This is a genomic window from Streptomyces sp. NPDC002730 (assembly GCF_042888805.1).
Lineage (GTDB): Bacteria > Actinomycetota > Actinomycetes > Streptomycetales > Streptomycetaceae > Streptomyces.
The window spans coordinates 53,336-75,988 of sequence record NZ_JBIAQG010000019.1 but is presented as its reverse complement, the minus strand read 5'-3'; the positions used below and the strand labels follow the sequence as shown (position 1 = coordinate 75,988).

20 protein-coding genes are annotated in these 22,653 nt (G+C 70.2%); 12 read left to right on the top strand and 8 right to left on the bottom strand.

From position 1 onward, the window contains the following. Positions 1–2 precede the first annotated feature (2 nt). The 4 genes from ACFYXH_RS37600 to ACFYXH_RS37585 all read left to right on the top strand — a co-directional run bounded on the left by ACFYXH_RS37600 (position 3) and on the right by ACFYXH_RS37585 (position 5,462). A complete protein-coding gene (locus ACFYXH_RS37600; protein WP_389573013.1) occupies positions 3–1,358 on the top strand; it encodes an ABC transporter ATP-binding protein in 1,356 nt (451 codons plus the stop codon). A gap of 100 nt (positions 1,359–1,458) precedes the next feature. Continuing rightward, positions 1,459–2,853: an aldehyde dehydrogenase family protein gene (locus ACFYXH_RS37595; RefSeq protein WP_362689747.1), complete on the top strand. Its 1,395-nt coding sequence runs from the start codon at positions 1,459–1,461 to the stop codon at positions 2,851–2,853. Between the two features lie 19 nt (positions 2,854–2,872). Then, the gene (locus tag ACFYXH_RS37590) at positions 2,873–3,952 is read left to right on the top strand and encodes a Zn-dependent alcohol dehydrogenase (RefSeq protein WP_389573010.1); all 1,080 of its coding nucleotides are present in this window, start codon (positions 2,873–2,875) and stop codon (positions 3,950–3,952) included. A 184-nt stretch (positions 3,953–4,136) separates the two neighbouring features. Next, entirely contained in the window at positions 4,137–5,462 is a 1,326-nt protein-coding gene (locus tag ACFYXH_RS37585; protein ID WP_389573008.1) for an MFS transporter, read from the top strand. Here the strand turns inward: ACFYXH_RS37585 and ACFYXH_RS37580 are convergent. The 3 genes from ACFYXH_RS37580 to ACFYXH_RS37570 all read right to left on the bottom strand — a co-directional run bounded on the left by ACFYXH_RS37580 (position 5,425) and on the right by ACFYXH_RS37570 (position 7,868). Beyond that, entirely contained in the window at positions 5,425–6,399 is a 975-nt protein-coding gene (locus tag ACFYXH_RS37580; protein ID WP_389573005.1) for a DMT family transporter, read from the bottom strand. The genes ACFYXH_RS37585 and ACFYXH_RS37580 overlap by 38 nt on opposite strands. 32 nt (positions 6,400–6,431) lie before the next feature. After that, positions 6,432–7,127 (bottom strand): ArsR/SmtB family transcription factor, encoded by a 696-nt coding sequence (locus tag ACFYXH_RS37575; RefSeq protein ID WP_389573003.1) that lies wholly within the window; start codon positions 7,125–7,127, stop codon positions 6,432–6,434. Between the two features lie 96 nt (positions 7,128–7,223). Next, positions 7,224–7,868, bottom strand: coding sequence for a TetR/AcrR family transcriptional regulator (locus tag ACFYXH_RS37570; protein ID WP_362689762.1), 645 nt, complete (start codon positions 7,866–7,868; stop codon positions 7,224–7,226). 65 nt (positions 7,869–7,933) lie between these two features. On the opposite strand from ACFYXH_RS37570, the gene ACFYXH_RS37565 reads away from it, so the two are divergent. The 3 genes from ACFYXH_RS37565 (at position 7,934) to ACFYXH_RS37555 (ending at position 10,180) form a co-directional block, all read left to right on the top strand. Continuing rightward, entirely contained in the window at positions 7,934–9,085 is a 1,152-nt protein-coding gene (locus tag ACFYXH_RS37565; protein WP_389573000.1) for an acyl-CoA dehydrogenase family protein, read from the top strand. A gap of 113 nt (positions 9,086–9,198) precedes the next feature. Continuing rightward, positions 9,199–9,486: a YiaA/YiaB family inner membrane protein gene (locus tag ACFYXH_RS37560; protein WP_327322503.1), complete on the top strand. Its 288-nt coding sequence runs from the start codon at positions 9,199–9,201 to the stop codon at positions 9,484–9,486. Between the two features lie 70 nt (positions 9,487–9,556). After that, a complete protein-coding gene (locus ACFYXH_RS37555; protein ID WP_389572997.1) occupies positions 9,557–10,180 on the top strand; it encodes a TetR/AcrR family transcriptional regulator in 624 nt (207 codons plus the stop codon). 44 nt (positions 10,181–10,224) lie between these two features. On the opposite strand, the gene ACFYXH_RS37550 is transcribed toward ACFYXH_RS37555, so the two are convergent. Continuing rightward, positions 10,225–10,686: a MaoC family dehydratase gene (locus ACFYXH_RS37550; protein WP_385306943.1), complete on the bottom strand. Its 462-nt coding sequence runs from the start codon at positions 10,684–10,686 to the stop codon at positions 10,225–10,227. Between the two features lie 122 nt (positions 10,687–10,808). On the opposite strand from ACFYXH_RS37550, the gene soxR reads away from it, so the two are divergent. After that, the gene (gene soxR / locus ACFYXH_RS37545; protein WP_327322500.1) at positions 10,809–11,288 is read left to right on the top strand and encodes a redox-sensitive transcriptional activator SoxR; all 480 of its coding nucleotides are present in this window, start codon (positions 10,809–10,811) and stop codon (positions 11,286–11,288) included. 120 nt (positions 11,289–11,408) lie between these two features. Here the strand turns inward: soxR and ACFYXH_RS37540 are convergent, their stop codons facing one another. Further along, on the bottom strand, positions 11,409–12,515 hold the full coding sequence (locus ACFYXH_RS37540) for an RNA ligase (ATP) (protein ID WP_389572994.1): 1,107 nt from the start codon (positions 12,513–12,515) through the stop codon (positions 11,409–11,411). A gap of 388 nt (positions 12,516–12,903) precedes the next feature. Next, positions 12,904–13,515 carry a hypothetical protein gene (locus tag ACFYXH_RS37535; protein ID WP_389572992.1) on the bottom strand — a complete coding sequence of 204 codons (612 nt, stop codon included), beginning with the start codon at positions 13,513–13,515 and terminating at the stop codon, positions 12,904–12,906. A 206-nt stretch (positions 13,516–13,721) separates the two neighbouring features. On the opposite strand from ACFYXH_RS37535, the gene ACFYXH_RS37530 reads away from it, so the two are divergent. Beyond that, positions 13,722–16,538, top strand: a complete 2,817-nt coding sequence (locus tag ACFYXH_RS37530; protein WP_389572990.1) for a penicillin acylase family protein — start codon at positions 13,722–13,724, stop codon at positions 16,536–16,538. A gap of 129 nt (positions 16,539–16,667) precedes the next feature. Here ACFYXH_RS37530 and ACFYXH_RS37525 read toward each other — a convergent pair whose 3' ends face one another. Both ACFYXH_RS37525 and ACFYXH_RS37520 read right to left on the bottom strand, forming a co-directional pair. Further along, complete coding sequence (locus ACFYXH_RS37525; RefSeq protein ID WP_389573091.1) at positions 16,668–17,963, bottom strand: serine-threonine protein kinase; 1,296 nt, start codon at positions 17,961–17,963, stop codon at positions 16,668–16,670. 154 nt (positions 17,964–18,117) lie between these two features. Continuing rightward, positions 18,118–19,401 carry an exo-beta-N-acetylmuramidase NamZ domain-containing protein gene (locus ACFYXH_RS37520; RefSeq protein WP_389572989.1) on the bottom strand — a complete coding sequence of 428 codons (1,284 nt, stop codon included), beginning with the start codon at positions 19,399–19,401 and terminating at the stop codon, positions 18,118–18,120. A gap of 200 nt (positions 19,402–19,601) precedes the next feature. Here ACFYXH_RS37520 and ACFYXH_RS37515 point away from each other — a divergent pair, with 200 nt between their 5' ends. The 3 genes from ACFYXH_RS37515 to ACFYXH_RS37505 are packed head-to-tail and all read left to right on the top strand — an operon-like array spanning position 19,602 to position 22,647. Beyond that, the gene (locus ACFYXH_RS37515) at positions 19,602–20,366 is read left to right on the top strand and encodes an SDR family oxidoreductase (RefSeq protein ID WP_389572987.1); all 765 of its coding nucleotides are present in this window, start codon (positions 19,602–19,604) and stop codon (positions 20,364–20,366) included. Next, entirely contained in the window at positions 20,363–22,015 is a 1,653-nt protein-coding gene (locus tag ACFYXH_RS37510) for an AMP-binding protein (RefSeq protein ID WP_389572985.1), read from the top strand. Before ACFYXH_RS37515 ends, ACFYXH_RS37510 begins: the two co-directional genes overlap by 4 nt. Before the next feature lie 38 nt (positions 22,016–22,053). Then, positions 22,054–22,647, top strand: a complete 594-nt coding sequence (locus ACFYXH_RS37505) for a TetR/AcrR family transcriptional regulator (protein ID WP_327322492.1) — start codon at positions 22,054–22,056, stop codon at positions 22,645–22,647. The last annotated feature ends 6 nt before the right edge of the window (positions 22,648–22,653 follow it).

Below are 22,653 nucleotides of genomic sequence, written 5' to 3'. Positions count from 1 at the left end.
ATATGAGTCGCGCCATTTCACTGCACAGCGTCAGCAAGAGGTACGGACGCGCCACCCGTGCCGTCGAACGCTTCTCCCTCGACATCGAGCCGGGAGAGTTCGTGGTGCTGCTGGGCCCCTCGGGCTGCGGCAAGTCGACCGTGCTGCGCATGATCGCCGGCCTCGAGGACATCACCGAGGGGGAGTTGCTGCTCGACGGCGAGTACGCCAACCACATCCCGCCCCGCGACCGTGCGATGGCCATGGTGTTCCAGAACTTCGCGCTGTATCCGAGCATGACGAACCGCGAGAACATCGGCTTCCCGCTGCGGCTGGAGAACCCCCGCCTGGACAACGGCCCGCAGGTCGAGGCCACCGCCCGGATGCTCGGTATCGAGGACGTCCTCGACCGCTATCCCAGCCAGCTGTCCGGCGGCGAACGCCAGCGGGTCGCGATGGGCCGGGCCATCTCCCGGCGGCCGTCCGTCTTCCTGATGGACGAGCCGCTGTCCAACCTCGACGCCAAGCTGCGCAACCATCTGCGCGCCGAAATCTCGCGACTCACCGCCGAGTTGGGCGTGACGACCGTCTATGTCACGCACGACCAGGCCGAGGCGATGTCGCTCGGCGACCGGGTCGCGGTGATGCGCGGTGGCGTGCTGCAGCAGGTGAGCACTCCGCGCGAGACCTACGCCCTGCCGGAGAATGTCTTCGTCGCCGCGTTCATCGGCACCCCGCGCATCAACCTGCTGCAAGCCGTCGTGTACGCGCCGCTGGACGGCCGTATGTCGATCGACCTGGGCAAGCAGCGGCTGCCGCTGCCCGAGCCCCTCAGCATCGACCACCAGCTGCTCCGTATCCAGCAGGGCCGGCAGATCATCGTCGGCCTGCGTTCCGAGGCGACCCGGATCGCTCCGCCGAGCCAGACGCGCCCCGGCGAGGTCGCGCTGACCGGGATCGTCGAGCACATGGAGTACCAGGGGCACGAAGCGCTGGTGTACTTCAACACCGGATCGCAGCCCGCGGTGGTCGCCGATCTGGAGTCACCCAAGCCGCAGCCCACCGCGCGCCGGCGCCGGGGCAGAAGCGGCGGCGGCCCGAGCGTGCTGACCTGGCTGAAGGAGCGTGCGGCCGCGCATGTCTCGGGTCCTGTCGTGGTGCTCGACGACCCGGAACCGGCACCGGAGCCCGCCGCTCCCGCGTACGAGCCTCAAGCCGGTTCCGTGAGCGACCTGGTCGTCAGGACCGGCCCCGACGTCCGGCTGCGTACCGGCGCACAGGTGCCGCTCCTGGTCGACCTTGCGCATCTCTACGTCTTCGACCACCAAGGACGACGGATCTGTCCCGCTCCCCCCGACCTCCTCGGGCTGGACGCCTGACGCCTGCGGCGGTCTCCTCACCCCGGGTGCCCCTGGCGCCCAAAAACTAACACCGCTAGTTTGGGGTCCGGACGACTACCGCAGGTTCTGGAGGAGTGCGATGAAGGCTCACGACGGCATGTATATCGGCGGCCAGTGGCGGCCGGCCGCCGGACCCGACACGATCGCGGTGGTGAATCCGGCGGACGAGCAGGTCATCGCCCATGTCCCGGCCGGTACGGCGGAGGATGTCGACGCCGCCGTACGCGCCGCCCGCGAGGCCTTCCCGGCCTGGGCCGCCACCCCGCCCGCCGAACGCGCGGCGCGGATCGCAGCGCTGCGCGACGTACTCGTGGCCCGCAAGGACGAGATCGCGGAGACGGTCACCGCCGAGCTCGGCGCACCTCTCGCCCTCTCGCAGATGGTCCACGCGGGAGTGCCGGTCCTGGTCGCCGGCTCGTACGCGGAACTGGCCGCCTCCTACTCATTCGAGGAGAAGATCGGCAACTCCACCGTGCTGCTGGAGCCGGTCGGTGTGGTCGGCGCCATCACGCCCTGGAACTACCCGCTGCACCAGGTCGTCGCCAAGGTGGCCCCGGCCCTGGCTGCGGGCTGCACGGTCGTACTCAAGCCGGCCGAGGACACCCCGCTGACCGCGCAGCTCTTCGCCGAGGCCGCGCACGAGGCCCGCCTGCCCGCCGGAGTGTTCAACCTGGTGACCGGCCTCGGCCCGGTCGCCGGCCAGGCACTCGCCGCGCACGAGGGTGTCGACCTGGTCTCCTTCACCGGCTCCACCGCGGTCGGCAAGCAGATCGGCGCGACGGCCGGGGCCGCCGTCAAGCGGGTCGCCCTGGAACTCGGCGGCAAGTCGGCCAATGTCATCCTGCCGAGCGCCGACCTGGCCAAGGCCGTCAGTGTCGGCATCGCCAACGTCATGTCCAACTCCGGCCAGACATGCAGCGCCTGGACCCGGATGCTGGTGCACAAGGACCAGTACGACGAGGCGGTCTCACTCGCGGCCGCCGCGGTCGCCAAGTATGTGCCGGGCGAGCGGGTCGGCCCGCTGGTCAACGCCAAGCAGCAGCAGCGCGTACGCGGCTATATCGAGAAGGGCGTCGCCGAGGGCGCCCGCCTGGTCGCGGGCGGCCCCGACGCCCCCCACGAGACGGGCTACTACGTCAGCCCGACCGTCTTCGCCGATGTCACCGAGGACATGACCATCGCGCAGGAGGAGATCTTCGGCCCGGTGGTCTCCGTACTCAAGTACGAGGACGAGGAGGACGCGCTCCGTATCGCCAACGGCACCGTCTACGGTCTCGCGGGCGCGGTCTGGGCCGGCGACGAGGCGGAGGCCGTCGCCTTCGCGCGCCGGATGGACACAGGACAGGTCGACATCAACGGCGGCCGCTTCAACCCCCTTGCACCGTTCGGCGGCTACAAGCAGTCCGGCGTCGGCCGCGAGCTCGGCCCGCACGGTCTGTCCGAGTACCTCCAGACCAAGTCCCTCCAGTTCTGAGCCGGGAGCCTCACGCATCATGGTCCGCGCCGCCGTACTGCCCGCCGTCGGCTCTCCGCTGGAGATCACCGACATCGAACTGCCCGTGCCGGGCCCCGGCAGGGTGAGGGTCCGCCTCGCCGCCGCCGGGGTCTGCCACTCCGATCTGTCCCTGTCCAACGGCACCATGCGCGTCCCCGTCCCGGCCGTCCTCGGGCATGAGGGTGCCGGCACGGTCGTCTCCGTCGGAGAAGGCGTCACCCATGTCGCTCCCGGCGACGGTGTCGTCCTCAACTGGGCGCCGTCGTGCGGGAGTTGCCACCACTGCGGGATCGGCGAGGTGTGGCTGTGCGCCAACGCGCTCACCGGCGCCGCAAGCGTCTACGCCCGTACCGCCGACGGCACCGAACTCCACCCCGGCCTGAACGTCGCGGCCTTCGCCGAGGAGACCGTCGTCGCCGCGAACTGTGTTCTGCCGGTCCCGGACGGCGTTCCGCTCGCCGATGCCGCCCTGCTCGGCTGCGCGGTCCTCACCGGCTACGGCGCCGTCCATCACTCCGCCCGCGTCCGTCAGGGAGAGTCGGTGGCGGTCTTCGGCGTCGGCGGCGTCGGCCTCGCCACCCTCCAGTCCGCCCGTATCGCAGGCGCGGCGACGATCATCGCCGTCGATGTCTCCCCGGAGAAGGAGTCACTCGCCCGCCGGGCGGGCGCCACCGACTACGTCATCGCCTCCGACACCACCGCCAAGGAGATCCGTAAGCTCACCGGCGGCCAGGGCGCTGACGTCGCCATCGAGTGCGTCGGCCGGGCCGCCACCATCCGCACCGCCTGGGACTCCACCCGCCGCGGCGGCCGCACCACGGTGGTCGGCATCGGAGGCAAGGACCAGCAGGTCAGCTTTAACGCACTGGAGATCTTCCACTGGGGCCGTACGCTCTCCGGCTGCGTCTACGGCAACAGCGACCCGGCCCGTGACCTGCCCGTCCTCGCCGCACACATCCGCGCCGGACGCCTCGACCTGAGCTCCATGGTCACCGAGCGGATCGCGCTCGACGGCATCCCCGCCGCCTTCGACAACATGCTCGCGGGCAAGGGGGGTCGAGCCCTGGTCGTCTTCTAGATCCCGCTCCCGCAGCACCCCGGCCGCCCGTGCGCGGCCGGGGTGTCAGTGCTGCCCTTTCGCCCCTCGCTCACGGGTCATGATCAAGTAAAAACTCCTGGTGTGCGAACCGTTGACCTACATACCACCCGGTCGGTACGTTCCCCGCACTCCTCGTCCCCGCACCCATCGGAGTGTGCACAGCATGGACACGGCCGCACAGCTCACCGGCGCCACCCCGCCCGCCCCCGCCGACCCGAACCGACGCAGGGTGGCCACCGCCGCCGCCCTCGCCTCCGCCGTCGAGTGGTACGACTACTTCGTCTTCGGTATCGCCGCGGCTCTCGTCCTCGGCGACCTCTACTTCCCCTCCGGCAGCTCCTCGGCCGGCGTGCTCGCCGCCTTCGCCACCTTCGCGGTCGGCTTCCTCGCCCGGCCCATCGGCGGGATCATCGCGGGCCAGCTCGGCGACAAGCACGGCCGGAAGCCGATGCTCGTCCTCGCTCTGACCCTGATGGGCGTCGCCACCACCGGAATCGGCCTCCTCCCGACGTACGAGACGATCGGCATCGCAGCGCCTGTGCTGCTCGTGCTGCTCCGCGTGGTCCAGGGCATCGCGGTAGGCGCCCAGTGGGGCGGCGCGATGCTGATGGCCACCGAGTACGCCCCCGAGGGCAAGCGCGGGCTGTACGGCAGCCTGGTCCAACTCGGCGTCCCCATCGGAGTGGTGACCGCCAACACGGTCTTCCTGGTCGCCGGTGCCGTCACCAGCGACTCGACCTTCGCCGCCTGGGGATGGCGGGTCCCGTTCTTCGTCGGCTTCCTCGTCCTCGCCCTCGCCTGGTTCATCCACACCCGGGTCGAGGAGACGCCCGCATTCCGCGAGGCCGAACAGGCACTGGCCGCACAGGAGAAGAAGGAGTCCCGCTCACCGCTCCGTACGATCCTGCGCAAGCACCTCGGCACGGTCTTCCTGGCCGGCGGTTCCTTCGCGGTCAACACCGCGACCTTCTACATCATCATCACCGGCGTGCTCGACTACGCGACCCGCGAACTCGAGATGAAGCGCAGCGCCGTGCTCACCGTCTCGCTCTGCGTCAGCCTCACCCAGCTGGCGCTGATCCCCGCGGCCGCAGCCCTCTCGGACCGCATCGGACGGCTGCGCATCTACGCCGCGGGCGCGGTCGGCCTGCTGGTCTGGGCGATCCCGATGTTCCTGCTGATCGACACCAAGTCGCTGCTCTGGCTGGGCGTCGGCACCTTTGTCACCAGCTGTTTCCTCAGCATCATGTACGGGCCGCAGGCGGCGCTGTTCGCCGAACTCTTCACCGCCGAGATGCGCTACACCGGAGCCTCGCTCGGCTACCAGATCGCCGCGGTCTTCGGCGGCGGCCTGGCCCCGTTCATGATGGTCCTGCTGCTGGAGGCGACCGGCACCTCGATGGCCGTCGCCGGCTACATCATCGGCCTCGCGGTGATCGCCCTCGTCTCGATCAAGATCCTGGCTTCACGGGCCGCCGCCCGGGACTGAGCCGACCCTCCTTCCCGTCCGCTCCCGCTCCCGCCGTCGGCTTCTGCGCCCGGCCGCGGGAGCGGGAGACCGCCACACCGGCCAGGCACAGCGCGCCTCCTGCCAGCGTCAGCCCGGCCGGCACCTCGTCCAGCGCCAGCCAGGACATCAGGACGACCAGTGCGGGGACGGCGTACGTCGTCGCGCCCATCCGTCCCGCTGTCGTACGTGCCAGGGCGTAGGCCCACGTCGTGAAGGCCAGCGCGGTCGGGAACACGCCGAGGTAGACCATGTTGAGCGTCGCCGACAGGGGCGCCCGGCTCGCCTCGTCGACCAGCTGCCCGACGAACGGCAGACAGGCCACCGCCCCGACCAGACAGCCGAACGTCGTCACCTGCAGTGCGCTCGCCCGGGCCAGCGCCGGCTTCTGCCCGACCACCCCGGCCGCGTACCCCACCGCCGCCAGCAGACACAGCAGCACTCCCAGCGTCGAGGCGCTGCCCTCGCCCGACATCGAGAGCCCCACGGTCACCGCTCCCGCGAACGACACCGCCATCCCGGCCAGCAGCCGCGGCGGCAGCGCCTCGCCCAGCAGCCGCGCGCCGAGCAGCGCGATGAGGATCGGCCCGATGTTCACCACCATCGCGGCCGTGCCCGCGTCGACCTCCTGCTCACCCCAGTTGAGTACCACCATGTAGACGCCGAACCAGAGCAGCCCCGAGACGGCGATCCCGGGCCAGGCGGCGCGCGGCGGCAGCCCCTCGCGCCGTATCAGCAGAAAGATGCCGAGTACGAGGGACCCGGCGAGCAGCCGTCCGAGGGCGAGTGCGCCGGGAGAGTACGCCGCGCCTGCGCTGCGGATCGACACAAAGGCCGAGGCCCACAGCAGGACGGTGACGCCGGCCGCGGCCAGCGCGGGCCACTGCGGGCGGGGGGCGGGGTGCGCGGGGTTCGTCATGGGGCGACCGTACGTCCCCGACCCTTCGGCGCTCACCGCAATATCTCCGGCTCGATGCCGAGCAGTTCGCCCAGCGCCCGCTCGCCGTCCGCGGTCACCTTCACCGCACGCTCGGACCCGATCCGTACACACCAGCCCGTATCCAGCGCATGCCGGCACAGCTCCGCCCCGGCGATCCCCGCGAGATGGGGTTTGCGCTCGGTCCAGTCCAGGCATCCTCGTACGAGAGGGCGTCGTCCCTTCAGCTGCAGCTCGATACCCAACTTCCCGAACCAGGCCGTTCCTTGATCGGTCAGCGCGAACCCGGTGTCCTGGCGGAGCAGCCCGCGTACGGTCATGGCCTGGGTGATCGCGATTCCGAGCCGCCCGGCGAGATGGTCGTAGCAGGTCCGCCCGCGCGCCATGGCGCTACGCGCACTTGCCACCCGCAGTGACCGCGGCGCCGGATCGGCTGCCGGCGCGGCATACGAGGCGAGCTCCTCGACGATATGCGCGACGTGTTCGTCGGCGAGGCGCACATACCGGTGCCGGCCCTGCCGCTCCTCGGCCAGCAGCCCGCCCGTGACGAGCTTGCCGAGATGCTCACTGGCCGTCGACGCCGCGACTCCCGCATGCCGTGCGAGCTCGCCGGCGGTCCAGGCCCGCCCGTCGAGCAGTACAAGACAGAAGGAGGCGCGGGTCTCATCGGCGAGCAGCGCGGCGAGTGCGGCCAGGTCTCTGGATTGCATGACTCCAGGATCGGCCATTCCTCCTTCGGCAGCGGCCGAACTGTCCCGGTGCATCCGGTATGGGGGGCGCCTGGATGGGGGCGGGCGTGCCGCCCGCTATGCGCGCACCAGGGCTGCGTACTGGACGGCGAGGCCGTCGATGAGCGCCCGCAGTCCTGTCTCGAATGCGCCTTCGTCCACCTTCTGCTGCCGGTCGGCGAGCAGATGGGCCTGGCCGAGATGCGGATAGTCGGCCGGGTCGTACGCCGTCTCGTCGTCGACGAATCCGCGGGCGAAGGAGCCGAGCGCCGAGCCGGTGATGAAGTACCGCATCAGGGCGCCGATATGGGTCGCCTGGGCCGGGGGCCAGCCGGCGCGGACCATCGCGCCGAAGACGGCGTCGGCCACCCGCAGACCGGCCGGGCGGCGGCCGGGGCCGCGGGCGAGGACAGGGACCGTGTTGGGGTGGGCGGTCAGGGCGGCGCGGTAGGAGACGGCCCAGTCGTGGAGCGCGGTGCGCCAGTCGCGGCCGTCGTCCTCCTCGAACATCGATAGATCGACCTGGGCGCTGACCGCGTCGGCGACCGCTTCGAGGATCTCGTCCTTATTGCGGAAGTGGTTGTACAGGGAGGGCCCGCTGACGCCCAGCTCGGCGGCGAGCCGTCGAGTGGAGACGGCGTCCAGACCCTCCGCGTCCACGAGTGCGCTCGCCGTTTCGACGATGCGTTCTCTGCTGAGGAGGGGCTTGCGCGGTCGGGCCATGCGGCACATAGTAGGGCCTGCCGACAAGAAACTAGCAGTGTTAGTTAAAAGTGGGGTGGTCGCATATGGACCTGGAGCTCAGCGAGGAACAGGCAGCCGTCCGGCAGCTGGCCAAGGACTTCGTCGACCGTGAGATCACCCCGCATGTCGTCGTATGGGACCGCGCCGAGAACATCGACAAGTCGATCGTGAAGAAGCTGGGTGCGCTGGGCTTCCTCGGGCTCACCATCGACGAGCAGTACGGCGGCTCCGGCGGTGACCACCTGGCGTACTGCCTGGTCACGGAGGAGCTCGGGCGAGGCGATTCCTCGGTGCGCGGCATCGTCTCCGTATCCCTCGGCCTGGTCACCAAGACGATCGCCGCCTGGGGTGACGAGTCGCAGAAGCGCGAGTGGCTGCCCCGGCTCACCGCCGGCGAGTCGGTCGGCTGCTTCGGGCTCACCGAGCCGGGCACCGGCTCCGACGCGGGAAATCTGACCACCAGGGCCGTGCGCGACGGCGATGACTACGTCATCAACGGCTCCAAGATGTTCATCACCAACGGCACCTGGGCCGATGTGGTGCTCCTCTTCGCCCGTACCAACGACACGCCCGGCCACAAGGGCGTCTCCGCCTTTCTGGTGCCGGCCGACACCCCCGGGCTGAGCCGTCGCACCATCCACGGAAAGCTCGGCCTGCGCGGCCAGGCCACCGCCGAGCTCGTTCTCGAGGACGTCCGTGTCCCCGCCGCCACCCTGCTCGGCCCCGAGGGCAAGGGCTTCTCCATCGCCATGTCCGCGCTCGCCAAGGGGCGGATGTCGGTCGCCGCGGGCTGCGTGGGCATCGCGCAGGCCGCCCTCGATGCGGCCGTCGGCTATGCGGGCGAGCGCGAGCAGTTCGGCAAGTCCATCGCCTCGTACCAGCTGGTCCAGGAGCTGATCAGCGACATCTCGGTGGACGTGGACGCGGCCCGGTTGCTGACCTGGCGGGTCGCCGATCTCGTCGACCGCGGCGAGGAGTTCGCCACCGCCGCGTCCCAGGCCAAGCTCTTCGCCTCCGAGGCCGCCGTGCGATGCGCCAACAACGCTCTGCAGGTCTTCGGCGGCTACGGCTACATCGACGAGTACCCGGTCGGCAAACTGCTGCGCGACGCCCGGGTGATGACCCTCTACGAAGGCACCAGTCAGATCCAGAAGCTGATCATCGGTCGCGCGCTCACCGGAGTCTCCGCGTTCTGAGCCGGCGGTTTCCGGGTTTCTGCGTTGTGGGCTGGTGGTTTCCGGGCTTCTGAGTACGCGGGTGAGTACGGGAGCGGATGTCGCACCGGCCACAGCGGCCGATGCTGACCGGCATGAGTGAAACACCGGTCAAGCAGCAGAACACAGCGGCCTTCTACGGACAGGCCGTCGCCTCCTTCGCCGTCGCCCTGGCGGCCGTCGGCCTCGGCATCCTCTATCTCGACGCGGACGCCTGGGTGCGTGGCTTCCTCGCCATCGCCGTCCTCTACCTCACGACCTCGGCGTTCACCCTGGCCAAGGTGATCAGGGACCGTCAGGAGGCCGGGCAGATCGTCAGCCGCGTCGACCAGGCACGGCTGGAGAAGATGCTCGCCGAGCACGACCCCTTCCAGAAGCTCTGACCAGAAGTCCTAAGCGCTTGCTCACCGGCGGGGTATGGTGTTCGTTCTGGTGAACGGAAGGGGCGAGTGGATGAGTACGGCGCAGGACACGGCCGACGAGGACATGCCGTGGGGCGAGGTTACGCCCGAGGCGGCCAGAAAGCTGCTCGTCGCCGCCGTCGAGGCCTTCGCCGAACGCGGCTACCACGCGACGACGACCCGGGACATCGCCGGCCGCGCCGGGATGAGCCCGGCCGCGCTCTACATCCACTACAAGACCAAGGAAGAGCTGCTCCACCGGATCAGCCGGATCGGGCACGACAAGGCACTGGAGATCCTTTCGGCGGCGGCCGCCGGCGACGGCACACCGTCCGAGCGGCTCGCCGACGCGGTGCGCTCCTTCGTACGCTGGCACGCCGGGCGGCACGACACCGCGCACGTGGTGCAGTACGAAATCGACGCGCTCTCCGACGGCCACCGCACCGAGATCGTGGAGCTGCGGCGCCGCAGCGACGCCGTCGTGCGGGGCATTCTGCGCGACGGCGTGGAGACGGGGGAGTTCGACGTCCCCGACGTGCCCGGCACCACGGTCGCCGTGCTGTCGCTCTGCATCGATGTGGCGCGCTGGTTCAACGTGCGGGGGAGCAGGACGCCCGACGAGGTCGGCGCGCTCTACGCCGACCTCGTCCTGCGTATGGTCGCTGCTCAGAAGTAGTTCAGCAGCGGCCTCGGTAGTTCAGCAGCGGCCTCGGCCGATGCTCAGAAGTAGTAGCGGGACACCGACTCGGCCACGCACACCGGCTTGTCGCCGCCCTCGCGCTCCACCGTGACGAGGGCGGTCACCTGCACACCGCCGCCCGCCTCCTCGACGTTCTGCAGGACCGCCGACGCGCGCAGCCGCGAGCCCACCGGCACGGGGGAGGGGAAGCGGACCTTGTTGGCCCCGTAGTTGATGCCCATCTTCATGCCCTCGACCCGCAGGATCTGCGGTACGAAGGTCGGCAGCAGCGACAGTGTGAGATAGCCGTGCGCGATCGTCGTGCCGAAGGGGCCGCTCGCGGCCCGCTCCGGGTCCACATGGATCCACTGGTGGTCCCCGGTGGCGTCGGCGAAGAGATCGATCCGCTTCTGCTCGATTTCCAGCCATTCGCTGTGCCCCAGCTGCTCGCCGACTCCGGCGCGCAGCTCATCGGCGGAGGTGAAGATCCTCGGCTCGGCCATGTCCCTGGTCCCTGCCTCTCAAGCGTTCACAAGCTTCTGTCTAAGCGCTTGCTCAGCATGGTTGCGCAGGCGCGCTCCTGTCAACGGGCGACCGTGAACACACGACCAGTAGGGTTCGAGGAGTGCCACAGATTCCCGAGAAGATCCACGAGCTCACGGTCGGCCAGCTGTCCGCGCGCAGTGGCGCGGCCGTGTCCGCCCTGCACTTCTACGAGTCCAAGGGCCTGATCAGCAGCCGCAGGACCACCGGCAACCAGCGCCGCTACAGCAGGGACGCCCTGCGCCGCGTCGCATTCGTGCGCGCCGCGCAGCGCGTCGGTATTCCGCTTGCCACCATCCGGGACGCGCTCGCCGAGCTGCCCGAGGAGCGCACGCCCGACCGTGAGGACTGGGCGCGGCTGTCCGCGGCCTGGCGGACCGAACTCGACGAGCGCATCAAGCAGCTCGGCCGGCTCCGTGACCATCTCACCGACTGCATCGGCTGCGGCTGTCTCTCGCTGGAGACCTGTGTGCTGTCCAACCCGGACGACATCTCCGGCGAGCGGATGACCGGCTCGCGGCTGCTGCCGGAGCGCCGCCGACCCGCGGAGGACTGCTGCTGACGATCGCCGGACGGGCTTGAAAATCAAGCCCGTCCGGCGATTTGAGGACACGGCCGAGGGACGGTGGGCCCGCACCCCCGTGACGGGCCCGCCTCTTCCCCTCGGCCGTGCAGGGCCGCCCTACTCGTACTCCGTGCCGCCCTTGCGCGTCAGATACGCGGGGCTGACCGCCTTGGCGATCGCCCGGCCGCCCACCACCGGGCTGTAGCGCTCGGTGGCCGGACGGATCACGACCCCCTCGCGCAGATGCAGCTCGCGCCCGGACACGGTCTCCCGCCCGCTCGCCAGCTCCAGCACCTTCTCGATGTCGTACGGGCCCTCGTACAGCCGTGGCACGAGCGGCAGTTCACCCTCGAGCAGCTCGGCCGGGTCCAGCCAGCGGACCTGGCCGTCGATCTCCGCCGATACGTCGAAGACGGCGTAACCCAGCGCCTCGGAGCGTGCGTTGGCACCGTAGGCGAGGTCCTGCACCCCGGCGCCGTACACCTCGCCGAAGAGGCCGATCCGGCTCGCCCCCAGCTTCTCGGCGAGGCGCGCCGCGACCGCGGGGGCGTCATGGCCGAGCACCGCGCGCCAGTACAGATTCCGCGGATCCTCTTTGAGCGCCAGGCCCTTGGAGCCGAAGCCCTTCGACGACACCTGGACCCTCCCGCCTTCGGCCGGCGGGACTCCCGTCCCACTTCGCTCGCCGTCCGCCACGCTGTACGTCAGGAGGCAGGCCGAGCCGTGCAGCTTCTCGGTCAGCACCACAGGCTCGCCCGGCTCGAATATCTCCGGGTAGCGCTGGATGTTCTCGATGTCGACCCACGGCAGCAGCTCCGGCGCCCGCTCCACCTCCCCGTCCATCGTGGGCGGGATGGGCGGCGACCACTTGGTGATCGAGAGCAGTTCCGCGAAGTCCGTGCCGTCGGCGGCCGCCTGCGCCAGATCGAGGTCCGCGAGCGCCCGCGGCCGGCACACGATGCCCTGCGACAGCTCGCCGCGCAGCCGCACCGCCTTGACCCGGTCGGACGCCCTGCCGGCAAGACGCCCGGTCAGTCCCAGCTCCTCGATCAACTCCGCGGGCAGCACGGCCTGTTCCGGGATGTACACGGCGGCGTCGCCACTGCGGTACGCGCCCTTGGCGACGACCGCGCGGTAAAGACCCACCTGGGCCAGCTCGAGCGCATCGGCGTTCGGGTGCTCATGGACGGTGAGCAGTTCTGCGGTGACTCGCAGCGTCGACATCGGCGCCTCCTCGGTTACGGATTGCGGTCACCACTCTGAGGGCTGTCGTCGGTGGGGGCCACCGAATATCGGCGATACCCGGGGCGGCGCAGACCAGTTGGGCACGGGACGCGGCACGTCGGCCGTCCGGCGGGAAGGGCGGATGGTCCAGCCTCGTCCCCGGCACGGCGCCTCGGGTTGCACACGCACAGCGGCGGCGCCGGCCGCGACAGCCGCGGCTGCGGCCCTCGCCCGGGGGCAGCGGCACGGCGACGCCGTCACCGGCCGAACGGGCCCGTTCAGACAGACCTGGATCATGCCCTCGATGGTGCCAGTCGCCACTGACAACGCCACCGTCCCCGGGCCGGCAACGCGGGGGCGCAACGCCGCCGTGGCGCCCCCGCCTTCCTCATGCCACCGACGCCAGTTCCCTGCGCCCGGCCCTCTTGGCCGCCGCCACGGCCTCGGACGTCAGAACGGGCTGCGGCACGACGATGCCGCAGCCCGTGCAGACCGGCCCGAACCACGGTTCATGGGCAAGGTCCTGCCGCCAAATGATGTTCGTTCCCTCGCACACCGGACAGGCCGCACCGGGATCGGTCTCCAGCGCGGATATCAGCCGGCGCAGTACCTCACCGAGCGGCGCCGCCGGATGGGCGGCCGGGATGTCGCAGCGCGCGACCCCGTTCCCGCCCCAGGTCCGGCGGTGCCAGTCGTCGATGAATCCGGGCCGCCGCAGCCCGTCGTGCTTCTCGCGCTTCCGACGGTCGGCGAAACTCTCCTCGTACGCGAGCCAGACGGCCCGCGCCTCCTCCAACTCCTCGAGCGCGGCCACCAGCCGCGCCGGATCGGGAGCCCTGTCCTCGGGCTCGATTCTGTGCTTCCCGCACAGATGATCCCAGGTCGCCCGGTGCCCATAAGGGGCAAACCGCTCCAGGCACTTGCGCAGTGAATAGCGCCGAAGCGCCAGATCACACCGTGGGTCGCGCACCTGTCTCGCGAGACTCCGGAAACCGGCCATCGCACTGCCACCTCCGTCGCTGGTACATCGGCGTCAAAGAGTGGACGTACGAGTACCCGATCCGGCTCCATCGAAAATTCGATGGCGGCCATCAGCGGGACAGCGCCTCGCCTTGCGGCGATTCGGAAAAGGTGACGCATGTTCACCTTACTCGTGAGTCATACCGTCGGTAACCTCCGGCGCATCGGCCTCCCTGAGGAGCATCCATGCGACGACGCACCGGAAGACTCAGAACTGCCACCACTGCCGCCGTGTTCGCGCTCGCCGCGGGGCTGTCGGCCCCGCTGCCGCAGGCCGCGGCCGAAGCCGCGGCCCCCACCGCATCCGCCGACGGCGACCGCTGCCAGAGCCAGTGCGCCGACATCCTGCCGCCCGGCGAGAACGGCAACGCCACCCTCGCCGATATCCTCGCCCACCGCGTCTTCGGTACCCGCCCCGCCCACAGCTCCGACCAACTCGGCCGCTACGACTCCCTGGTGGGCGGTTACGGCGGACTCACCGACGCCAAGCTCACCGACTTCTTCAACGACTCCTCCTTCGGTGTCCCCGCAGGCCAGGCCGAGTCCGTCAGCGCCCCCCGCCCCGACGTCACGATCACCCGCGACAAGAAGACCGGCGTCCCGCACATCAAGGGCACCACCCGCTACGGCACCGAGTTCGGCGCCGGATTCGCCGCCGGCCAGGACCGGCTGTGGATGATGGACCTCTTCCGGCACATCGGCCGCGGCGAACTCACCCCGTTCGCCGGCGGTGCACTCGCCAACCAGGGCCTGGAGCAGCAGTTCTGGCCCTCCGCCCCGTACACCGAGGCCGACTACGAGGCGCAGATCGAACGGATCCGCACCACCGAGGGCGCCCGTGGCGAGCAGGCCATGGCTGACGCCCAGGCGTATGTCGACGGCATCAACGCCTACCGGGTGCAGTCCAAGAACGGACGGTACTTCCCCGGCGAGTACGTCCTGACCGGCCATATCGACTCGATCACCAACGTCGGTGAGATCCAGCCCTTCAAGCTCACCGACCTGATCTCCATCGCCTCGGTGGTCGGCGGCCAGTTCGGCGGCGGAGGCGGCGGCGAGGTGCAGGCCGCTCTCTCCCTGCTCGCCGCCCAGCAGAAGTACGGCCTGGTGGAAGGCACCAGGGTCTGGGAGTCCTTCCGGCAGCGCGAGGACCCCGAGGCCGTGCTCACCGTCCACGACGGCACCAGTTTCCCGTACGCCAACAAGCCCGCGAACCCGCGCGGCACCGCACTGCCCGACACCGGATCCGTCGTCCCCGAGCAGCTCGTCCATGACAGAACCGGCGCCGCGGGCACCGATGCCAAGTCCCCGCTGCGGGTCCCGAAGAGACTCAGGCCCGCACAGGGCATGTACGACGACGGAGTCATCGCGCCCGGCTCGATCGGCGGTGGGCGCGGGATGTCCAATGCGCTCGTCGTCTCCGGCAGGAACACCGCGAGCGGCAACCCGATCGCCGTCTTCGGCCCGCAAACCGGCTATTTCGCGCCACAGCTGATGATGCTCCAGGAGCTCCAGGGCCCCGGCATCTCCGCTCGCGGGGTCTCTTTCGCCGGCGTCGGCATGTACGTCCAGATGGGCCGCGGCCAGGACTACGCCTGGTCCGCCACCTCCGCCGCCCAGGACATCACCGACACCTATGCGATCGAGCTGTGCGTACCGGGCGGCGGCACCCCGGGCAAGGATGCCGACCACTACCTCTACCGAGGCGTCTGCACCCCCATGGAGAAACTGGAGCGTCGCAACGCGTGGAAGCCGACGGTGGCCGACCCCACCGCCGCCGGCTCCTACCGGATGCAGGTCTGGCGCACCAAGTACGGCATGGTCACCCATCGCGCCACGGTGGGCGGCAAGCCCGTCGCGTACACCTCGCTGCGCACCACCTACCGCCACGAGGCCGACTCGATCATCGGCTTCCAGATGCTCAACGACCCGTCGTACGTGACGGACGCCAAGTCCTTCCAGCAGGCTGCCCACAACATCGACTACGCCTTCAACTGGTTCTACGCCGACTCGCGCACCGCCGCCTATTTCAACAGCGGTATGAACCCGGTGCGGGCGGCCGACGTCGACCCGGCGCTGCCGGTCAAGGCGGAGCAGTCGTACGAGTGGCAGGGCTTCGACCCGGCGGTCAACACCGCCTCGTACACGCCCTTCGCCCAGCACCCCCAGTCCATCGGCCAGGACTACTACATCTCCTGGAACAACCGGCAGGCCAAGGGATACGCCACCGCGGCCTTCGGCTTCGGCGCCGTGCACCGTGGCGATCTGCTCGACGACCGGGTGGCGACACTCGTCGCGGACGGCGGAGTGACCCGCGCCTCGCTCACCCGGGCGATGGCGGACGCGGCCGTCGCCGATCTGCGCGGCGAGCAGCTGCTGCCCGAGCTGTTGAAGGTGCTGCGCTCCCAGCCCGTGACCGACCCCCAACTGGATGCGGCTGTCCAGAAGTTGGAGACCTGGCGGGCGGCAGGCTCGCAGCGCAGGGAGTCCGCGCCCGGCTCGCACAGCTACACCCATGCCGACGCGGTGCGCATCATGGACGCCTGGTGGCCGCTGCTGATCGAGGCCGAGTTCAAACCGGGGCTCGGCGACGGTCTCTACCAGGCTCTGGCCGGGAACCTCGCGATCGACGAGTCCCCGGCGGCCAGCCACGGCGCGACCGGCGCGCACAGCGGCTCCGCCTTTCAGTACGGCTGGTGGGCCTTCGCCGACAAGGATCTGCGTCAGGTACTGGGCGAGCCGGTCCAGGGCCCGCTGGCGAAGACGTACTGCGGCAACGGTGACCTCGCCGCCTGCCGTGACGCACTCCTCGCCACGCTGAAGCAGGCCACGGCCAAGCCCGCGACCGAGGTCTACCCCGGCGACGGCAGCTGCGGTGCGGGCAACCAGTGGTGCACGGACTCGATCATCCACCGTGCGCTGGGCGGCATCACCCACCCGGCGGTCAACTGGCAGAACCGGCCGACGTATCAGCAGGTCGTGGAGTTCCCGTCACACCGGTGACCACGCATCGGCGACCACGCATCGGTGACGATTCACCGGTGACCACTCGTCGTGACGCTCACCGATGGCGGTCGGTCGGTGCCGACCGGGCGAGGAAACTTCCGTGTGTCGCACGGGCGTTGAGGAGACTCAGCGCCCGATGCGGCCGGCGGCAACCACCACCCGCGCCAGCTCCTCATGACAGATGTCGCTGTGCGCACCCGCCGGCGGCCCGCCGCGCCGCACCACCGACGCCGTGTCCACACTGACGCAGCCCGAGCCCGGAATCCCGTCGCGCAGCGCCTGCTCCAGCGTCAGCCGCGAGGTCTGCCCGACGGCCTGTATGCCGTCGTGTCCCATCGCCCACCACCGCTTGTCCAGCCCGACCGCGCTGGCGTCGTCCCCGGCCAGGCTCGACGCCAGCGGATAGATCACCCCGAGCGCGATGTCGTGCCGTGAATAGCAGGCGACCACAGGACCGTCGACCCGGTGCTCCATACTGCGCAGAGCCCCGCCGCTGTGCGTCGAGTGCGGCAGGCTCGGCGCGAACGCATAGTGCGAGAAGGCTCCCTGAAGGAGCGTCAGCGATTTCACGTTCTGTACGCCGTCGGGCAGTCCGCGCAGCGCGAAGGAGACCAGCCGTGCCCCCTGGCTGTGTCCGACCAGGTGGATGCGCACCTCGGGGGAGGACCGGGCCAGCTGCCCGAGCAGCGGGCCGAGGCCCAGCTCGCCGACCGTCCCGGCGCGCCGCTTCATCGCGTAGTACGTCGTCTGCCGCAGCAGCTCCTTCGCGCCCTTCCATGCCTTCTTCAGTCCGCCGCCGAGCGAGAAGGACTGAACGGCGGGCTTCTCCGTCACGGCGCCGGTCTCCTCAAGCGCCAGGGTGAACTTCCGGCACATCGTGAGCGCGTCCTCGTACAGCACAGCCGGCGGGCCCTGCTCCGCCTGCGGCAGATCGTCCGTGAAGCCGGACTCGAGACCGCCGGCCGGCACTTCGGCCAACTGCCGTGCCAGCACGCCGAACTCCGCGAACGCGGCCTCCGACTCGGGCCGCTCGTCGAGGAGCCGGGCCAGCCGTTCCACCGTCGCCCGGTGTCCGGGGAACAGCTCGACCAGGGCGTCCTGCGTCGCCTTGTCCAGCCCGGGTTCCGTCGGCGGGCCGAAGACGGACGGACTGAAGTCGGGGACCGGCTCGTCCGTGAACTTCATCGACGGCCACACGACACCCGCGTAGCCGAGCCGTACACCGGGAGAGGCCGCCAGCAGCCCCGGAAACGGCGCGAAGAAGGCCGAGTACAACTGGGCGGCAATGGATGGCGAGTTGTTCCAGCCGTGCGCGAACATCACCAGATCGGTGACATCCAGCTCCGCCAGCCGGTCGCGTTGCCGGGCATCGACATCGCCGTCCTTGTCGAAGGTGATTTCCCGATACGGCTCCACACTCATATCCGGCATGACCGGCCCTCCCCGTTTTTGTCACCTGATGACACAGCATCCTGCGGGAAGGGAGGGACGGCCATACCCGCTACATATGTCGGCCGCGGTCGGTCGAAGACGGTCAGGGTCGGTCGGAGCCGGTCGTACGGCGGGGCCGGCCCCGTCAGTACCGCAGATACCTCTTCCGTACCGCCCGGAACGCGGCCAGCTCGCCCCGCCACGCCCCGACCACCTCGTCCGTCCCGGCGCCCGCGTCGATCATCGTGCGTACCTTCGCCGAGCCCGTCAGCTTGTCGATCCAGTTGTCCGGGCGCCAGGCGAAACCGCTCCAGGTCCGCTTGGCCGTCACCAGCAGCGCGATCCCTGTGCGGACCGGGTCGTACGACTTCCGGTCGTGGACGTGGAGTTGGACCCCGCCGATCGTCTTGCCCTGGAACTTGGAGAACGTCGGAGCGAAGTACGCCTCGCGGAAGCGGACGCCGGGCAGCCCCAGCGCGTTCGCGGCCTCCGCCCACTTGCGGTCGATGCCCTCGGCGCCCAGCAGCTCGAACGGCCGTGTCGTCCCGCGCCCCTCCGACAAATTCGTGCCCTCGAAGAGGCAGGTCCCCGAGTAGACGAGCGCGGTGTCCGGCGTCGGCATATTGGGGCTCGGCGGCACCCACGGCAGGCCCGTCCCGTCGAAGAAGTCCGAGCGCCGCCAGCCCGACATCCGTACCGTCTCCAGCTCCACCGGCTCTGTCAGGAACTCACCGTTGAACAGCCCCGCCAGCTCGGTCACGGTCATGCCGTGCGCCTGCGAGATCGGCTCGCGGCCCACGAAGGTCGCGAAGGCCTTGTCGAGCACGGGACCGAGGGCGGCCCGGCCCGTCACCGGGTTCGGCCGGTCGAGCACCACGAAGCGCTTGCCCGCCAGCGCCGCCGCCTGCATGCAGTCGTAGAGCGTCCAGATGTACGTGTAGAAACGGGCGCCGGCGTCCTGGATGTCGAAGACGAGCGTCTCCGCGCCCGAAGCGGTGAAGATGTCGGCGAGCGGCTGCCCGCTCTTGCCGAATGTGTCGTAGACGGGCAGCCCGGTCGCCGGGTCGTCGTAGCGGCCCTCGGAACCGCCCGCCTGCGCCGTACCGCGGAAGCCGTGTTCGGGACCGAAGACGGCGACAATGTTCACCCGTTCGTCGGCGTGCATGACATCCACGATGTGGCGTACGTCCTCGGTGATCCCGGTGGGGTTGGTGACCACCCCGACCCGCTGTCCGGACAGCTGCGCGTAACCGTCGGCGGCCAGCCGGTCGAAACCGGTACGGACCCGGCTGCCGTGGCCGGACCGCGCGACCGACGCACCGGACTGCTCGACGGTTGCTCCGGACCGCGCCTCGGCACAACCGGATGTCGCCGCCAGCGCGCCCACCGCGCCGCCCGCGGCCAGCAAGCCTCGTCTGGACAGGCTCATCGGGCTACCTCCGTGACCGCCGTCTGTCATGGCCACGCACGCTAGCGCGCGCACCGGCCGCGGGGAACGACCCCGGCTCCAGGTTCGCGCATCCGGCCTTTCCCGTCCTCCGGCTGCACCGTTGTGCCCAGCCCCTTCCCTCGCTACATACCGACTGGTTAGTCTGCTGTCGTAGTCGGCACGCAGAGAGGCGGAGCTTGATGGGTACGGTGCAGGGCGCTGGGGTTGTGGTCACAGGAGCGGGCGGCGGCATTGGCGCCGCACTCGCCCGCCGGTTCGCGGCGGAGGGCGCCCGCGTCGTGGTCAACGACCTCGATGCCACAAGGACCAAGGCGATCGCCGACGAGATCGGCGCGACCGCGGTACCCGGAGACGCCTCCGAGATCGTGGAAGCGGCCCGCGACGCGCTGGACGGCACCGTGGACGTGTACTGCGCCAACGCCGGCCTCGCCTCGCCCGGCGACGCCTTCGCCGACGAAGAGGTCTGGGCGGCTGCCTGGGACGTCAATCTCATGGCGCATGTCCGCGCGGCCCGCATCCTGCTGCCCGACTGGCTTGAGCGCGGCAGCGGCCGCTTCGTCTCCACCGTCTCCGCCGCCGGGCTGCTCACCATGGTCGGCGCGGCCCCGTACAGCGTCACGAAGCACGGCGCGTACGCCTTCGCCGAGTGGCTCTCGCTCACCTACCGCCACCGCGGCATCAAGGTCCATGCGATCTGCCCCCAGGGCGTGCGTACGGACATGCTGACGGCGGCCGGGTCGGCGGGCGAGCTCGTCCTCGCGCCGACCGCGATCGAGCCCGAGGACGTCGCCGACGCGCTCTTCGAGGGCATGGAGGCCGACCGCTTCCTGATCCTGCCGCACCCCGAGGTCGCCGAGTACTACCAGGCCCGCGCCGCCACGCCCGAACGCTGGCTCAACGGTATGAACCACATCCAGCAGAAGTGGGAAGGGTCGGCGAAGTGACCTCGATCTACGCCGCCAAGCCGTGGCTCTCCCAGCTCACTGACGCCCAGCGCGCCGACATCACCCCGCCGGCGACCGTCGTGCACTCCTTCCGCGCCGCCGTCGACCGGGCCCCCGAGCACACCGCCCTCGCCTACTTCGACGGGCGCCTCAGCTACCGCGAGACCGACGCGCTCTCCGACTCCGTCGCGGGCCATCTCGCCGAGCGCGGCATCCAGCGCGGCGACCGCGTCGCGATCATGCTGCAGAACACTCCGCACTTCGTGATCGCGCTGCTGGGCGCATGGAAGGCCGGCGCCACCGTCGTCCCGCTCAACCCGATGTACAAGTCGGCCGAGGTGTCGCACGTACTGAGCGACGCCGAGGTCACCGCGCTGATCTGCTCGGACCGCGCCTGGGAGACATATCTGCGCGAGAGCGCCGCCGCCTCGTCCGTACGTATCGCGCTCACCGCCTGCGAACTCGATCTGCAGACCAGGAACGACGCCCGCGTCCTCGGCTTCGAGCGGCTGCCGCACGCGGACGACGCCGACGACCTGGTGAGCGTGGCCCGCGCCGGGCACGCTGCCCCGGTGGACCGTGAACTCGCCGCCGCCGACGTGGCGTTGATCAGCTATACCTCGGGCACCAGTGGCACCCCCAAGGGCGCCATGAACCTCCACGGGGGCATCACCCACAACGCCGAGCGCCAGCGCACCGGTCACCCCGTGCCCGAGGGCGCCTGTTACTTCGCGCTCGCGCCCCTGTTCCACATCACCGGCATGGTCTGCGAGCTCGCCACCTGTATCGCCAACGCCGGAACCCTGGCTCTCGCCTACCGCTTCGAGGCAGGCGTCGTCCTCGACGCCTTCGCCGAGCACCGCCCCGCCTACACCGTCGGCCCCTCCACGGCCTTCATGGCGCTCGCCGCGCAACCCACCGCCACCCGCGAGCACTTCGACTCCTTCCGGGTGATCTCCTCGGGCGGGGCCCCGGTACCGCCCGCGCTGATCGAGAAGTTCCGCGCCGGCTTCGGCCCGTACATCCGCAACGGCTACGGCCTCACCGAGTGCACCGCGCCCTGCGCCTCCGTGCCGCCGGAGAAGGAGGCCCCGGTCGACCCGGCCTCCGGCACCCTCTCCGTCGGCCTGCCGGGACCGGACACAATCGTGCGGATCATCGACGAGAAGGGCGAGGAGGTGCCCTTCGGCGAGCAGGGCGAGATCGCGGTCAGCGGCCCCCAGGTCGTGCCCGGCTACTGGAGGCTGCCGGAGGCCACCGCCGAGACGTTCCCGGACGGCGAGCTGCGCACCGGAGACATCGGCTTCATGGACGCGGACGGCTGGCTCTATGTCGTCGACCGCAAGAAGGACATGATCAACGCCTCCGGCTTCAAGGTCTGGCCGCGTGAGGTCGAGGACGTCCTCTACACCCACCCGGCGGTGCGCGAGGCGGCCGTGGTCGGCGTCCCCGACGACTACCGTGGGGAAACGGTCAAGGCTTACATCAGCCTGCGCCCGGGGGCCAGTGCGGAAACGGCGGAGCTCTCCGCCTACTGCGCGGAGCGGCTGGCCGCGTACAAGTACCCGCGCGTGGTTGAGATCCTGCCGGAACTGCCGAAAACGACGAGTGGGAAGATCCTCCGGCGGGAACTGCGTTTCCCCAGGTAAGTTACTCAGTGGTACCGAGTGAGAGGCGGGTGGCGGCAATGGCCAGGACGACGGACAGGGACGGCACCCCTGTCCCGCAGAGGCTGCTGGCTGCCGCCACCCGGCTCTTCGCCGAACGCGGCTACGACCGCACCTCCGTGCAGGAGATCGTCGAGGCGGCCGGCGTCACCAAGGGCGCGCTCTACCACTACTTCGGCTCCAAGGAAGACCTGCTCCAGGAGGTCTATGCGCGGGTGCTCCGGATCCAGCAGGAGCGGCTCGACGCCTTCGCGGACGCCGACGAGCCGGTGGAGCAGCGGCTGCGCGGTGCCGCGGCCGATGTGGTCGTGACGACGATCGACAACCTCGACGACGCGGCGATCTTCTTCCGGTCCATGCACCATCTGAGCCCGGAGAAGCACAAGCAGGTGCGCGCCGAGCGCCGCCGCTACCACGAGCGGTTCCGCGCGCTGGTCGAGGAGGGCCAGCAGAGCGGGGTGTTCTCCTCGGCCACACCCGCCGACCTGGTGGTGGACTACCACTTCGGCTCGGTCCACCATCTGTCCACCTGGTACAGCCCGGACGGTCCGCTCACTCCGCAGCAGGTCGCCGACCACCTCGCGGACATGCTGCTGCGCGCGCTGCGCCCGTAGCCGAAA